General features: G+C 45.5%; 11 protein-coding genes and 1 pseudogene. 7 read left to right on the top strand and 5 right to left on the bottom strand.

Features of this window, described 5'->3' with window-relative positions; all coding sequences use genetic code 11:
* Positions 1 to 71 precede the first annotated feature (71 nt).
* The 7 genes from ACYX4M_RS09930 (at position 72) to ACYX4M_RS09900 (ending at position 9066) form a co-directional block, all read left to right on the top strand.
* Positions 72 to 2288, top strand: coding sequence for a S8 family peptidase (locus ACYX4M_RS09930; protein ID WP_476079969.1), 2217 nt, complete (start codon positions 72 to 74; stop codon positions 2286 to 2288).
* Positions 2269 to 2550 (top strand): hypothetical protein, encoded by a 282-nt coding sequence (locus ACYX4M_RS09925; protein WP_476079968.1) that lies wholly within the window; start codon positions 2269 to 2271, stop codon positions 2548 to 2550. Before ACYX4M_RS09930 ends, ACYX4M_RS09925 begins: the two co-directional genes overlap by 20 nt.
* 92 nt (positions 2551 to 2642) lie before the next feature.
* A complete protein-coding gene (locus tag ACYX4M_RS09920) occupies positions 2643 to 3488 on the top strand; it encodes a DUF6689 family protein (RefSeq protein ID WP_476079967.1) in 846 nt (281 codons plus the stop codon).
* Between the two features lie 145 nt (positions 3489 to 3633).
* Positions 3634 to 4476: a GAF domain-containing protein gene (locus tag ACYX4M_RS09915; protein ID WP_476079966.1), complete on the top strand. Its 843-nt coding sequence runs from the start codon at positions 3634 to 3636 to the stop codon at positions 4474 to 4476.
* 123 nt (positions 4477 to 4599) lie between these two features.
* Positions 4600 to 7758, top strand: coding sequence for a protein kinase domain-containing protein (locus ACYX4M_RS09910; protein ID WP_476079965.1), 3159 nt, complete (start codon positions 4600 to 4602; stop codon positions 7756 to 7758).
* Positions 7751 to 8440: a sensor histidine kinase gene (locus tag ACYX4M_RS09905; RefSeq protein ID WP_476079964.1), complete on the top strand. Its 690-nt coding sequence runs from the start codon at positions 7751 to 7753 to the stop codon at positions 8438 to 8440. Before ACYX4M_RS09910 ends, ACYX4M_RS09905 begins: the two co-directional genes overlap by 8 nt.
* Complete coding sequence (locus ACYX4M_RS09900; protein WP_476079963.1) at positions 8437 to 9066, top strand: response regulator; 630 nt, start codon at positions 8437 to 8439, stop codon at positions 9064 to 9066. The genes ACYX4M_RS09905 and ACYX4M_RS09900 overlap by 4 nt, the downstream gene beginning before the upstream one ends.
* Before the next feature lie 321 nt (positions 9067 to 9387).
* Here the strand turns inward: ACYX4M_RS09900 and ACYX4M_RS09895 are convergent, their stop codons facing one another.
* From ACYX4M_RS09895 to ACYX4M_RS09875, 5 genes and pseudogenes are all read right to left on the bottom strand, one after another.
* Entirely contained in the window at positions 9388 to 11835 is a 2448-nt protein-coding gene (locus ACYX4M_RS09895; protein WP_476079962.1) for a S8 family serine peptidase, read from the bottom strand.
* Positions 11836 to 12067: 232 nt separating this feature from the next.
* Positions 12068 to 12622: a hypothetical protein gene (locus tag ACYX4M_RS09890; RefSeq protein ID WP_476079961.1), complete on the bottom strand. Its 555-nt coding sequence runs from the start codon at positions 12620 to 12622 to the stop codon at positions 12068 to 12070.
* A 94-nt stretch (positions 12623 to 12716) separates the two neighbouring features.
* Entirely contained in the window at positions 12717 to 13445 is a 729-nt protein-coding gene (locus ACYX4M_RS09885) for an Lcl C-terminal domain-containing protein (RefSeq protein ID WP_476079960.1), read from the bottom strand.
* 10 nt (positions 13446 to 13455) lie between these two features.
* A pseudogene (locus ACYX4M_RS09880) lies at positions 13456 to 13797 on the bottom strand (ethylbenzene dehydrogenase-related protein); the annotation flags it as partial.
* 35 nt (positions 13798 to 13832) lie between these two features.
* Entirely contained in the window at positions 13833 to 14954 is a 1122-nt protein-coding gene (locus ACYX4M_RS09875; RefSeq protein ID WP_476079959.1) for an ethylbenzene dehydrogenase-related protein, read from the bottom strand.
* Between the last annotated feature and the right edge of the window lie 20 nt (positions 14955 to 14974).

Below are 14974 nucleotides of genomic sequence, written 5' to 3'. Positions count from 1 at the left end.
ACGACAATATTACTAACGATATTCTTTGTCGTACCAATGAAGAACGCAGCCTTTAGAATTTGGAGAAGAATATGAAGAAGTTCGCCCTATCTACCCTAGCTGCTGCAATGCTGGCAAGCCCTTCGGCCCATACGCTAGCTGACGCTTACATTGGCACCCAAATGGCCGATAAACTCGTTTCGTTATCGCCTACAGAATCATTGATGGCAGTAGTTACTTACGACCAGCTGTCGCCGCTTGCTGAATCACAAATTACCCAGCTATTGAACTTGGGAATTACCAAAGGCATTCAATTTAAAAATTTGCCAATTATTGGCGTAGTAGCAACTAAGGCACAAATAGAGGCTATTGCACAATTTGACGGTGTACGCTCGGTGTTTGCAAACCGTGAGATGAGCTTGTACAACGCCGATGCACGTGAAATTACAGGTGTTGCCGATTTGCAGGGCGAAGCATTTGCGTCGCGCAACAATGTCGAATTTACCGGCAAAGGTTCAACGGTTTTAGTCATTGACTCTGGTATTGATGCATCTCATCAAGATCACTTCTTTGGTGACACCGTGGTGGATAATGTGCAAGCGATCTTGAACCCAGGTGCATTGTCTGTTGTTGGCATTACGGGCCCAACACTCTCTAACCAAGTAAATACAGACTTAAACTCAGGCCACGGTACTCACGTTACAGGCACTATCGCAGGTACTGGCGCTATGTCTGGCGGCAAGCACCGCGGCGCAGCACCAGATGCGGATATCATTGGTTATGGCTCGGGTGCAGCGGTGTTACTACTTGATACCATTGGCGGTTTTGATTACGCGATTAGCAAGCAGTACACCTTCGACAACCCTATTAAAGTTATCAGCAACTCATGGGGATCAAGCGGCAAGTATGAGCCACTTGGTCCTATATCACTAGCCAGCTATAAAGCTCACACAATGGGAATGATTAGTGTCTTCGCAGCCGGTAATAGCGGCCCCGGAGAAGACTCACACAACCCATATGCTCAGATTCCTTGGGGCATTTCTGTGGGTGCGGGCGATAAGTTTGGCAAACTTGCTGATTTCTCATCTCGCGGCCTTAAAGGTGAATCTGGTGATTTTACAATGCCCGACGGCACTGAGTGGACGTATACAAACGACGTAACCGTTGTTGCTCCAGGTGTAGACATTATTTCTACTCGCGCTGTATTAAACGCAGCAGCCAATGGTGGTGATGGTGATATTGGCGCGATAGAGCCTCAAAACATACCTTTCTACACCATGATTTCCGGTACCTCTATGGCGACACCGCATGTGTCAGGCATTATTGCATTAATGCTGGAAGCCAACCCAAATCTTGATAACTTAACCATTAAGCGTTTGCTTCAAGAAACTGCTACAAATATGCCGGGTTATGAGCGTTGGGAAGTAGGTGCGGGTTATGTAAACGCTCGCTCTGCGGTTGCCGCAGCCCTTCTTGAAGACATGGATCATAAAATTACGGTTAATAACCTAGATGGCAAAAGCTTCAAAGCAAACGCATTGGTTACCACCAGCGACCGTGTAGAAAACTTCGATGTATTTTATTCTCCAGTAGGTGCTCCTGAAGTTATTGAATTTGAAGTAGGAACAGAAGAAGTACTTGTTAAAGCGTCTGCAGATAGTTTCGCAAACTTAACCAAGCTTGTTCTTGTTGCGCCAGACGGTACTGAATATCGCGGCAACCTTACAACGCCAGTGCTTACTACGACTATGCGTGTTGCAGCTCCTGCCATGCCTGGCACTTGGGGAGTATATGTTTATGGGCTAACGTCGCTTTCGGGCCTCGAGGCCGACCCATTTGGGTTAACCAACGGCCCGGGCCTGCCTGAAACATTCAATGTGACTGTGTCGTTTGAAAATAGTGGTGGTTTTGAAGGTATGGATGATGTGGAAGGCCATCCTCAACAAAATGCCATTGAGTTCGCTGTTAGCGAGCGCCTAATGGACGCTATTAATAGACGTGGTTTCTCGCCAGATGCTCGCCTTAAGCGCAAAGACTTCGCTCGCTATGCAGTAATGGGGGGCGCTGTAAGACAGTACCGTGACCTGCTAAACGAAGAGCGTCCTAACATTGGTACAGTGCCAGGATTTGACAAGGCATTCATCGAGTCGGTAATGGTTAATGGCGGCGCGCTTAAAGACAAGCTTCGTACACAAGCACCTGTTCTAAGAAGCGTAGACGGCAGCGCCGCCCCCTTTGCTAGCGTAACCAAGTTAGATATTGCTTATTCTCTTGTTCAAATGTTAGGTCTTGAAGAAGGCAGCACTTAGCTTCGACCCTAACGCCGACATCGTTGTTGACTATAATGGTCAGCAGGTTGTGCTAGAGGACCAAGACAGTATTCCGACTGATATGAAAGGCTATGTACAGTTAGCGCTTACTTTGTCTCTTATCAACGCTGAGTTCGGAGTAGAGCAAAGCCCATTTAGCATCACGCCAACTATTACTGCGAGTTTCGCGCCCGATACCGTAGTAACCAGAGCGCATTATGCTGTGCTGGCTTCACGCTTTTTCACTCAGTATTTCGAATAAAATCGCAAGCCACTGAAAACGGTGCCATTATTTGAATTGATAATGGCACCGCTTTAGGTTAAATTTTAACCAACACTGAAAGAGGTCATCCTATGATGTTTACTGCGATGAAATTCAGACAACTTACCACCGTTGTTGCCGCCACTGCATTACTGCTATTCTCAACTGCACATGCGCAAGTTGTTACTCCTGCAACCTTAACTGTCGATGATAATAAAATTCAGGCGAAACTTTCGCTAACCAGCTTAATTGAAGTTGATTTGACTGTAGAGTTTGAAAACAGTATTGGTCTCAATGCTAACACTATTGATATTACTGCCGAACTGCTTGACCCTGCGGATTTAGCCATTACCGACCGCCTGCCTTCTGTGCTAACAAGCGCCGTTTCAGGTTTTCCTGTTCTTGTTTCTATTTCGCCGAAAACAGACGCAGGATTTGGCTTTGAAGGCTTGGCCACGGTTGAGCTTTACACTAAAGCTATTCATTACACCCCGACTATTCCATGGCGTTTATTTACCTCGCACGATGGCGGGCAATTTGAAGATATAACAGTGCTTATGTCATCTGGAAGTATTCGCGCTCGTGGTAGCACAGGTCAATTTTCTGATTTCATTATATTGCTCGACAATCGACCTGCTAATACTGTTATTAACGACAAAGTTGCCTCTTTAAGTACGATTATTAATGGTAATCGCGACAAGATTGCTCCACTGCTAGAAGCAGCCATTGATAACGGAATAAATGATATTCAATCAGCGCTAGCGATAAACGATGATGATGCAGCATTAACCGCGGTTGATAGCCTTATCACACTGGTTGATAACGCGCCTGGAAGTCAAATCGCCGACGTTTGGCGGTCTAGTGGCGACGTGGTTAATGTGAAAGGTTTACTGCTTACTCAACTGCAAACATTGCGCTTTAGCTTAAGAACACTGTAAATAGAGCTGCAGCTCTTTAAACCAAACTGACTTTCGAACAACGATTCGGGTTTAAAATCAGCGTGGCTTTGTGCGCGTTCAGGCATGCTAATAGGTTGTCAAAAAGACAAAAATTCAGCGACAGTGAAATGACGAGGGTGATGCTATGCCATTACAGTTTGCCTTTACCAAAAGAAACGGCAGCATAAGTGAACACTTGCTTTTTGAGGGCCGTGAATATCAAGTCGGTCGCGCCGACAGTGCGGACATCGTTATTCGTCACCCTCAAGTCTCGCGCTCCCATATCGTTTTACGCGCTGCGAGACGCGCTGACAACGACCATATTTGGCAGCTAGACGACACCAGCTCTACAGGGTGCTTCAGCAACGCAGGCATTCCCGTAAAACATCTTAAGCTAGACAAACCCCAGGTTTTACAACTTGGCCCAATTCCTTGTAAATTTGCGCCCGTTGCATTTAACAATATTGTAAAACTTGATAGCCAGCGTGAATGGCGCAAACAACAGCTAAAACAATATCAAAACCAACTACAGCGCTGTAACAACAGTACTGCACTTATTAACCTCGCCAGAGAATGTTTAACTCAGTCGCTTGGTTGCGAGCGCGCTTCGCTGATATTGTTTGATAGAATAAATAACTACCAGCTTGGTGTGGGGTATGAAGACTGGATGCAGGGCGATGATTTTACCGGCAGCCGCACTATCATCAATCAATGTATGCAGACAAATGCCGTTCGCGCTATCGGCAATATTGTTTGTGACAATACGCTTAATCAGCAGCACAGTATAATTAACCACGGTATTCAAGCAGCCGTTTGTGTACCCGTGTGTTTAGATGAAAAACCTGTTGGCGTTTTATATGCTGATTCTACTTTAGGGCGACGTTACTTTACCCAAACGGACATAGAATTTGCCACCTCCTTAGCAAATATGATTTCCATGCGTTTGTTATTCCACACAATAGAGCATAAACTTTCACTCATAAGCTAGAATAAGAACAATAACAATTAAGCCAGTCGACCATTTGGTATTATCCATGGCAAACGGGCTTGCGCGGCGTACACCGTATTTTAGTGGCGTCCTCGCGTTAATTAGTGAAGTGTGGAGAAGGCTTTGAACAGGCCAGATGTATTCTCGTCGCAAAAAAATTCCCTTAAAACTGAAGCTTTAGCTTTAGGGTCATCTATTGACCCCAATTCACGCCTAGCTAACCGTTTTCGCATTGTAGATCAGTTGGGCTCAGGGGCTCAGGCGAGTGTCTATAGTGCTATTGACGAGCTACTTGATGTGAAAGTGGCGCTTAAAGTGATAGAGGGTGGTGCTAGCGACCCAGTTAAAATGCAAACTATCCGCAACGAAGTCAATATTGCCAGACAACTGCAGCACCCCAATATTATTCGTGTACATGATGTTTTCTCTGACGGAGATACCGCATTCTTTACCATGGCCTTCATCGAAGGAGAGCCTCTTTACACCCGCATTCAAAGATCTATCAGCAAGGCTGACTTCGATAAGTGGCAACAACAGCTCATCGAAGCATTACTGGCATGTAAAACAGTAGGTATAAAGCATGGCGACATAAAGCCAGACAACATTCTTGTCGACCATAACGCTGACATTAAGCTTATCGACTTTGGCATCGGCCAAAGCGCGGCTTCGGGTGTTCAAACTAGCGGACATCAAGGCTACACAGCGCCTGAAGTTATTCAAACCGGAAAAGCAAGTGAGCATTCTGACACTTATAGTTTAGGTAAAGTGCTTGAAGACATGCTGAGTTGTGTTGAAAAAGAAGGAGTTGGCATATCCCATTTCTTGTGGTTAAAAAAGCGCAAAACCTGCATTGCTCAATTAACCCATCGCTTACCTGCCAAGAGGCTTACGCTGGAACAAGCACTAAATGCTAGTGCTCTATACGATAATGCCAGCGCCAACGTGCCAAATAAAACCATTGTTGGCTTTTCCGTGATTGCGTTACTAGGCTTAATTGTGAGTGCCGGCATTTTTTCCTACTCGCGGTATCAAAAAAGCCCTCCTAAATTAGCGACAGATAGCCCTATTCAGCTTTTGGTATTGAACGACCCTCAGTATCCGCTTTTAGAAACCATTAACACCTTGCTTCGCTATCCTTTGTCTACCCACCCCAATATAGTGTTAGACAATAAAGAACAGACCCAAGCTCTGGTGAGCAATTTAGCGTTAGCCCCCTTTACGAGTGATAATGATCGTACTGATTTGGCCGCATCGCTTGCAGCTAACAGTGTATTGCTACTTGATGCGACACCTACCAGTAATAGTGCGTACTTACTTCACGCGAGCGTACTCAGCATGCCTGCCAATACGCAAATTTTTGCAGTGTCGCACAATGTAGATGCAAACACCCTTTCTGAGGATTTAGGGGAGTTTTCCAACAAGTTAATTCAGCAACTATTTGATGCTGTTGAAACTCAATCCCCCCAGCCACTCCCTGATTTACGTTATCTAGATGCGCTGGATAGCGCATGGCAAAAGGGCGAGACATTAAATAGTGCAGATGCTATCGATGCCATTATAGCGACAACTCCAGATTATCCTGGTGGATGGGTAGCCAAAGCCCGCAATAGGATCAATATTGGCGACTATGATGGAGCTAGGCAGGCACTGGAAACCTTAACCAGCATTTCAAACCTAGCCCCCTATTGGCGACTACAAAGTGAGCTTCTAAGAGCTGAACTCAATGAAGATTTAGCACTTGCACAACAATCGATAGATGCACTGGTTTCTCAGTTCCCCAACCGACCAGAATTACTATCAATGCGAGCCGATATATACCAGTGGGCAGGCGAAGACGTCAAAGCGATGGCCGACTACAAAGCGGCGCTAGCACTTCGACCTAATAATGGGCAACTGTGGTTCGAGCTAGCCCGTTTGCAGATTATTAACGGAGATATAGAAACAGCCACCAGCGATTCGTTAACACGCGCACTTGTGGCATTTCGCCAGGCCAAGGATACCCAGGGCGAAAGCTTAGTGCTGAATGCTTTTGGTATTGCCTACCTACGAACGGCCGACAATGTAGCAGCGACGCGTTATTTTAAGGATGCGCTGGCGCTGCGAGATGCGAAAACACAGCCTTCTCAACGAGCCAAAACCTTAGCAAACTATGCTATTGCTACGTCGCTTACAGGCGACTACACCACTGCTGAAGCGTCGCTAGAAGAAGCAGTAAAGCTACTTCATGATTTAGGTGACCTGGCACAAGAAGCGCACGTTAACGACACCTTAGGTTTTATGTTTGAAGAGCGAGGGCAGTTTGCAAGAGCATTAGATTACTACAAACGAGGGCTTGATATTCGCGTTCAAACCGATGACAAGGTGCTTCAGCCCCAAAGTATGAGCAACGTTGCCTACATGCACTTTTTAATTGGTGACATTTCACTTGCCGAAATCTACTGGCAGCAGGCTAAGATGCTGTTTGAGAGAAACGGTGATGAATCTCACCTGCTTAGAACCCATCAAAATCTTGCCCAATTGAGTTTAGTAAAGGGTGACAAAAACATTGCTTCAAGGTACCTAACAAGCGTTGATAAAAAGCTGGGTACTCAACATAACCAAGAAAAAATGATAAATAATCTGCTGTTCAGCTATTTAAACTTTGCAACCGGAAACTTAGAAAAAGCCACACTACATGCTGCAAAGGCAAAACGCTTAGCTCAAGATTCAGAAGATAGCCGCGCAAACACAGAAGTATTACTATGGGAGGGTGAAATATGCTTGCTGACCGCAAACTGGCCATGCTTAGAGGAAACGCTTAAGTCCGTATCCGCCAATATCAGCGAAAAAAGTCACGAGCAGTTTGCCGTTTATCAGTGGTTATCATTGGGGTTAAAGCATCATCAAGGTAACCTTCGCGATGAAAGTAGCGACATCTACAACACGCTTCTAAACAATAACAATGTGCCCGTGATTACTGAAATAAAGATTTTGCTAGATATGCAGCAGCGCCTTTCTCTCCCCCAAACCAGTAGTGCTATGGAAAAGCTCACCACGCTAATCAAGCCTACCTATTACCAACAATACTTACAGTGGTTGTATATAAACGCACTGTTTGGTGATGAAGCGTCAGTTGAAAAGCTCAAGCAAAAACTCGCGCTATACCCTTCTTATTGGCGTAATCACCTATACTATCGCGCTATCCCTGGTAAAGAAGACACCGTTGATCGGCTAACACCCCAGTGGCTGTCTCAATTACCTGAAAAACAAGCTGGTGACTACAGGGATGCTTATTTTGAGTGATTTAGCCAAAGAAATAGAGAGTATTAAGGCACTCCAGGCAACACTGCAGGCAAGACTAGACGCTGATCAAGAAGTACTTCAGCAGCTTGCAAAGCGCCTGTGGGCCCAGCAAGAGTCAGAAAAAGCTAAGCTATCTAGAGAGTTGCACGACGGTATCGGGCAGTTACTTACTGGGCTTACAAGACGACTGCAGGCGCTCTCATCTTCATCGCCTGAAATAGAAGCACTACACGGCATTGCTGAAATGGCGCTAAATGATGTAAGGCAGCTCTCGCGACTTATGAGCCCCACCATTTTAGATGACCTAGGTCTAAAACCTGCACTAAACTGGCTGTGTCGCAACTTGCTTAGTAATGAGGATATTGAGTATCAAACGGATATAACTTTGCCAACTGATCTCTCTAAAGATATAAGCACTTTATTGTTTAGAATCGCGCAAGAAACGCTGGTAAATGCTATAAAACATAGTGAAGCAACACATCTCACCCTGACGGTTTCTCACCACCATAACGTTATTCGGTTAGATATTTTTGATAATGGTATAGGGTTTGATAGTAAAGCAATAGAGCCTGGCATAGGTCTTTCAAGTATTCGCGATAGGGCCGACGCGTTCAACGCGACGCTAGAAGTAGATTCTGCTGTAGGGCAAGGCACAAGAACAACAGTAACGGTACCTGTATGACAATTCGTGTAGTGTTAGCCGACGATCATGTACTCATGCGTCAAGGCGTGTCTCAAATGCTAAATTCAAACCCAGATATCGATGTGGTTGGGGAATGTGATGACGGCGTTGAGCTTATCGCCGCGGTGCTTAAACATTCCCCCGACGTTATTTTGATGGACATTTCCATGCCGCGCATGAGCGGACTGGTTGCCATTGATAAAATATTGTCACAGCGAAAAGACGCAAAGATACTTGTTCTGTCTATGCACAACGAAGTGGAATATATAGACGCCATGCGCGACGCCGGCGCAAAAGGTTATATATTAAAAGAGTCGTCTGGCGACAGCTTAGTCGATGCAATAAAAAAAGTGGCGACCAACAAAACCTGTTTTCCTGACGAATTAACCCAGTCATCCAGTGAGCAATGTCAAAAGCACGTATCGCCGCTGAGTATTTTGACGCGAAGAGAGCGAGAAGTCTTTTTCTTGGTGGCCGCAGGAAACACCAGTAAAAAAATTGCGGAGTTACTAGATATGAGCCTTAAAACCGCAGAAAACCATCGCAGCAACATTTATAAGAAGCTCAATTTAAGCAGTTCCGCAGAACTTATCAGAATGGCTGGAAAGGCGGGCTTGCTAGAATAACTGAACCGATTCTTACTTTACGCACTGTTCCCCCTCACCCGCAAACAACACGAGATCTGGTTGTGACATTGAAAATCTTCAGTAGTAGGGATGCTGCTGTGGAGCGCCCATGGATAAATTCTGATGTTGAGCGATAAACTTTCGGCGAAACCTAAACAAACAAGAGGGGCCTTGCTTCATCTGCCTCCCCTCTTTCTAAAAATCACGCGAGGGCCGGTTGTAACATTCAAAACCCTCAGCAGCAGGGATGCTGCTGTGGAGCGCCCATGGATGGGTTTACCGCGTGTTTTGAATGTTACAACCTGCCCTCAACCCTAAGGACTAAAGTTCTGCGTATTGCGTTAGGATAAACGCCGCTTCACCTCGTGACACGCCATCTTGTGGTTTAAAGAAGGCTTTAATTGTAGGCTGCAGGTCAAATGGACCTTGCTCTATTTTAACTTCCACCTGCATTATTCCTGCAGCTAGCGCCTGTTGAACATGGCCGCGATACTCAGGCGCAATTGCATCAGTATCTTCAACTTCCACCGCTTCACCAAGCACAATAGCGATAACCTTTTCAGAGTCAAAGCTGTTCGCGGCATCTTCAAGACCTAATGCTTGAACCATTGAGTACGCCATTTCTTCCTTGCTAACCTGAATGCTACTACCAAAGAAGTCACCATCGACTTGCATTACGGGCTGCGTATTCATCTCTAGGTCCCCTAACACCGCGCCAGTCGCTGTTGCTGAATTTACCGCGGCAGCATTTTCTGCACTCACATCAGTGAAGTTAACTGTGTTACCGTCATTGGTTTGACGTAGGTTTGCACTAAGCGCTAGCGTATCTGCAAGCTCTACACGCGTTAATGGTGCATCTGGGGCAAAACCGCTTTCTTTTGCATCCATTAGTTCATTGGCAACAACGTATTCAATGAAAGGTTTGGCAGGATGACCTACAACATCATCAATACCGGTATAACCTGATGTTACTAACAAGCGAATATTCACATCGTTAGTGCCAGGAATACCCACACCGTTTGTAACACCTAGTGGGTCAACTGACACACCGCTAATGCTGCCAATACCGCGGCTATACAGTTTCCATGTACCAGGCATACCCGGCGCAGCTGTACCAACCGAAGAACCCAAAACAGGCAGGCCGATGCCAGAACCGTAGGTATTTCCTGCTGGGTCTTCTAGTACGAACGCTGTTGCCGTTTCGATAGATGCATTTGCCACAACCATAGATACTTCAGGACCAACTTCAAATGTTTCAGTCGGTGACTCGCCGACTGGCAGGTAGGTAACAGACCGAGTAAAGCTATCGCCTTCAGCAACATTAGCAAATGCGTTAAATTCGCGATTTTTCTTCACGGTATCGCCGAATACTTCTTCACCTTCAAGCACTGCAGTTACCGCAGCATAGGCGTTAACATAACCTGCGCCCACTTCCCACTCGTCCATACCAGCCATTGGTGTTGCGGTTTCCTGAAGAATACGCTTAACATCTTCCCACTGAAGGTTTGGATTCGCTTCTAGCATTAGCGCAACAATACCTGACACGTGGGGCGCTGCCATTGAAGTGCCGCTAGACACGGTATAAAACGGTAGGTGTTGTGGCTCAATCATTTCAGCGTCGTCAGCGGCGCTCAAACCGCCTAAGCTAGACAGTGATGCACGAGCAGAAATAACGTCTACACCAGGAGCTGTTACGGTAGGACGGTCTTCCCACGTGAACACTTCACCATCGACAACCGCTTGTCCGCCTTTTCCGTCGACACCGCGAGAACTAAAGTCAGCTAGCTCACCCTGCTTGTTACCCGCAGCCACTGTAATTACCCAAGGGGCCTTTTTAAAGTTACCGGTAATTGTCGATTCGCCTGGACCTGAGTTACCTGCCGAGAACACGGTAATAATACCGTTGTCTGCCAGTGCTTTAGTAACAACGTTTGTTGGATCGTCTGGGTTAAATTCTGTACCCACATCACCAGTGTTACCGAAGGAGTTAGAGATAACACGAATGTTGTAGTCGAACTGGTGGGTTAACGCGTAGTCGAAGCCGCCAATAGTATCGAGGATAAATAGACCTGCGCCCGAGCCATAACCAATAATATCTGCACCTGGAGCCACACCTGCATGCAAGCCACCGCTCTTAGCGCCGTTACCGCCAACTGTACCAGCTACGTGCGTTCCGTGACCGCCTAGAATATCGGTGTTAGATACGTTTTCTTGGTATGTAATCGGTAAAATGCCGCTGTAGCTATTTAAGTTCACCTGCGCTAGAACGTTTTGCACAACGTGATCAGGGAATGCTAAATCGCTGTGTGTGCCGTCAACACCCGAGTCGTTTACCACTACACCAATGCCCTTACCTGATACCGGCATGCCATTTATGCGAATGTTACGGTCAGCCTGTAGTGCCTGTACACCCGTAATTTGGGTAGACTCATGGTTTTCTAGTTCTAGCGGGTCGTTGTTCCACACTGACACCACGTCATCACGTTGATAAAGCGCTTCTACTTGCTGTTTGTTAGCTAACACACCAACAATAGGCACGTTACGCAGGCTAACACCGCCAGTGATGCCTAACGATTCAAGTGCGGTAATTTGTTCTGTTGTGGCAGGTCCCTTACCTTCAAATGTAACAATAACTTGTTGTAGTTCTAGTGGCGAAGCAGCAAGTGCATCGGCCAATGTTTTGTCGAAAGTTTTTGCATTCACCATGCTCGCTGGTAGGGCACAAGCAATAGCTACTGATAATACTGTTTTTTTATTAAGGAACTTCATAATACACCTCTCTTTGAGTACCCCTTGAGTATTTAACAACCAAAGAAGCAAAACTATGGGGAGTTCCCCCTATTCGGTGTAATTTATAAAGGCGCTGAAAAAACAGGAATTTAAAAAGAAAAAAGCCCTCACAAAAGGAGAGCTAAAAACACCAACTATCGAGAATCATAGATATGTTGGAGGGAACGAACGCGGTATAAGAAATGAAACGCTTATTAAAATTAAAAACGCTTTACTGTTGGCGTTTCCTCAGTGAAGTCAATGCGAACAAAACTAGCATTAGAGTAGCAAAGGAAGCGGGTTCACTCACTTGCGTTGAGCCATTGTTGGAACCATCATTAGGCTCTACTGTTTTAACTAACTGAAACAAACCGCCCGCACAGCGGTCGCCATTTTCAAAGAAAACACAAGTATCGGTTTGCCCTAGTCCAGCTAAACCTGAACTAATAGTAAACTCGTAAGGAACACTTGAATCTTCGATGAAGAACTCAAAGCCTTCACTGCTTTCATCACCAAACACACCATCATCTAAATCAACTATCGCAAAGTCAGCAATGTCGTCTTCTAAAATATCGTAAGAGACGCCATCAAACTCTAACTGAAAGACAAACGATAACCATGTGTTCATATTGAACTGGGTTTCGTTTTCATCGAAGGTAATTTGCCCAACTAAACTGGTTTCCTCCGATTCATCACCTAACACTAGGCGCGTAAAATCGTAGGTGATTACGCCGGCGAAAGAAGGCGCAGAAAACAGAACGAACATAGCGGCAATTAGAGACTTCATGGCAAGGCTACCTTTGTGAATTTGTAGACTCAGTATCGAATCAACTGTACGAAGTGCAAATAGGGAGTTCCCCCTACATAGTGCCAATGGCTAGTTAATTGTGAGTGTATGCGATGCTTTGCTTTCTACCTAAGAACGTACTTTGATGCGTCGAAAGGGGTAGCGCTTTTTTGTCCGCAACAAGCATGACATGAGCAGCATTTCTAAAAGGTAGAACTCGACTTTTTCCATATTTGAAGTTGACCGCAACCGCGCCAACTTCCAAATACGCAAGCGCTTGTGTATTAATACTGTTGCTCTGCGTTTGCGACCAATAATCCCCTTTTTGAACATGAGGAAAAAAAGCGCTTTGTATAAAAGGGCCATTAGGTTTCGTTGGTGTTTGAACCAAGGCAGTCAGCTCTTCTTCATTGGGCAAGCGCCAGTTAGATAGGTTACACACTTTCCGTTTAATCGCTTGCTGCTGAATATGCCTTGTATCGCAACCCGGCTTGTTGAAATAACAACTCCCTCGCTCTTGCACTCCTTTACGCTTTTTTTCGTCGAACCAACTGTAGCTCCAATAACTGTCAAAGGGTGACTCGTCATCTCTTCCCACCAGCCAAGTAACCTCGAGCTCTCTGTCGTAAACACAATGCCAAGGGCCTTGCTCATTTGAAATGGCCTGTCCATGTGAGTTCAATTTTACGAATCGATACTCTGCTGTTTCTTTAGCTGCAAATATATCAGGCACGCTTTTTAAAAATTGATAAAGTACGCTTAACTGCGTACCAACGAGGACTATAGCGCAAAGGACAAAAAGCTTTTTTACGAATAACAGCATCGCATTACCCTTACAATTCATAGCTAAGCCGCAAGGGTCTAACATGTCGGGTATGAGCAATTTGAGCGTGATCAAACGCGCTTACCCACAAACAAATACCATCAGTTAAACTGATGTCTGTCTTTTCGGAAGCTTGCTTCTTTCGCACAATTTCAAGGTTCCAGTAACCGTTTGCATACCTTCCATAAGCACGCACGTCGGCTCGTCCCCCTTCAAGCTGATTAGAACGGTACAAAACCGAGTTGATCAAACTGCCTATTGGTAAATCATCCCGTTTGGGAGAATAAGCTTTGTAGTCAAACCAGCTAGCATAACCTTGATGGTCAAACGAAGGTGCGTTAGGAAGGCGTTTCGGGGTAACATTTTCGCTGCTGTACCATTTCCAGTTTAAGACGTAGCTTCCCCCATATCGCCGTCTTGCTGATAGCCGGCCGTGTACCTTTTTTCGCCTATAATAGGCGCTACGGGCCTGCCGATATAACTGTCGTCGACCAAGTACATAGCATTCGTCCTTACCGCTTTCCACTGCCACAAATCAACGACACCGTCGGATGTAAAGTGATAGCCTTTTTTATGTTTATTAGCAGGTAGTTCAGACCGAGGCTGACTCCCTAAATGGGCGGTGGCAGCGGCTGCTATACTGCAACTTTTAGAAAACAGCAGCGCCAGTTTATCTTCGTAATACTCCTTCTCATCGAACCGCTCAAAACCATGGCTTTTTACTCGCCAACCTGCATCGGTTTTAACTAAAGGAAGGTGAAGTAAACTTTCCGTAGGATCTTGCCAGCGAACAAAGAAATATGTTTCAGCCGTATTGTGCAGCGTTTTAATCGTAACGTCCGACGTCCCTTTATAAAAATTGGCGCCGGCAAAAGTTTTTACTATGACGCCAGGTGCCTTTTGCCAAGCACTCTCATTGGCTTTTCCATCAATTTTGATAAACACATCGTCGGCAACCACTTTAGATTGCAGAGTGGTAGGCGTAGATAATGTGAACAAGTACAAACTACACGTTACCAATGCAGCTGCCCCTAAATAAAAATATCCTTGCTTGAAAGTGAAAGGTTCAAAAATAATGTGGAGAAGGTATGTTACCGGCTTTTGAAAGTAGTATCGCAAGGGGTGTAGCGCAATAAAAATAAGTAGTCCAACCGCACTATAATAATGGATAAAGCGCACCACTATATGTGTCAGTTCAAAAAAGAATTGTGCCCCTCCACTCAATACCGACACGCACATAAGTGCAGAGCCTATTTGGTTAAATGTTTTTGGTACGGCCTTTTCTTTTCGTTGATTTAGCAGCGCGAAAAGCATTACCGGTATCATCACAAGCAATAACAGCCCTGAAATCACGTGCCAAATATGCACAAGCCCTTCAGGTAACAGCCAATCAAAATAAAGCCAAAAGTCTCGATGCTGTGACGCAATACGAAAGCCGCTTAACAACTGTGTGATTAAGCAACAGCCTACTACCAGATGGCTAAATAAAAACAGTTTTTTGCGCGTCATTTTCGTACACAAATTTGCCG

The sequence above is a fragment of the Alteromonas sp. ABV4_150 genome, assembly GCF_056311745.1.
Note: the sequence above shows the minus strand (reverse complement) of the source record. Positions and strands in the feature narration are given on the sequence as shown.

Excerpts from the sequence above, each read along its gene's own strand:
- ACYX4M_RS09885 (WP_476079960.1), bottom strand. The coding sequence starts at position 13,445 with ATGCTGTTATTCGTAAAAAAGCTTTTTGTCCTTTGCGCTATAGTCCTC.
- ACYX4M_RS09930 (WP_476079969.1), top strand. The coding sequence starts at position 72 with ATGAAGAAGTTCGCCCTATCTACCCTAGCTGCTGCAATGCTGGCAAGC.
- ACYX4M_RS09890 (WP_476079961.1), bottom strand. The coding sequence starts at position 12,622 with ATGAAGTCTCTAATTGCCGCTATGTTCGTTCTGTTTTCTGCGCCTTCT.
- ACYX4M_RS09895 (WP_476079962.1), bottom strand. The coding sequence starts at position 11,835 with ATGAAGTTCCTTAATAAAAAAACAGTATTATCAGTAGCTATTGCTTGT.
- ACYX4M_RS09875 (WP_476079959.1), bottom strand. The coding sequence starts at position 14,954 with ATGACGCGCAAAAAACTGTTTTTATTTAGCCATCTGGTAGTAGGCTGT.
- ACYX4M_RS09915 (WP_476079966.1), top strand. The coding sequence starts at position 3,634 with ATGCCATTACAGTTTGCCTTTACCAAAAGAAACGGCAGCATAAGTGAA.
- ACYX4M_RS09900 (WP_476079963.1), top strand. The coding sequence starts at position 8,437 with ATGACAATTCGTGTAGTGTTAGCCGACGATCATGTACTCATGCGTCAA.
- ACYX4M_RS09920 (WP_476079967.1), top strand. The coding sequence starts at position 2,643 with ATGATGTTTACTGCGATGAAATTCAGACAACTTACCACCGTTGTTGCC.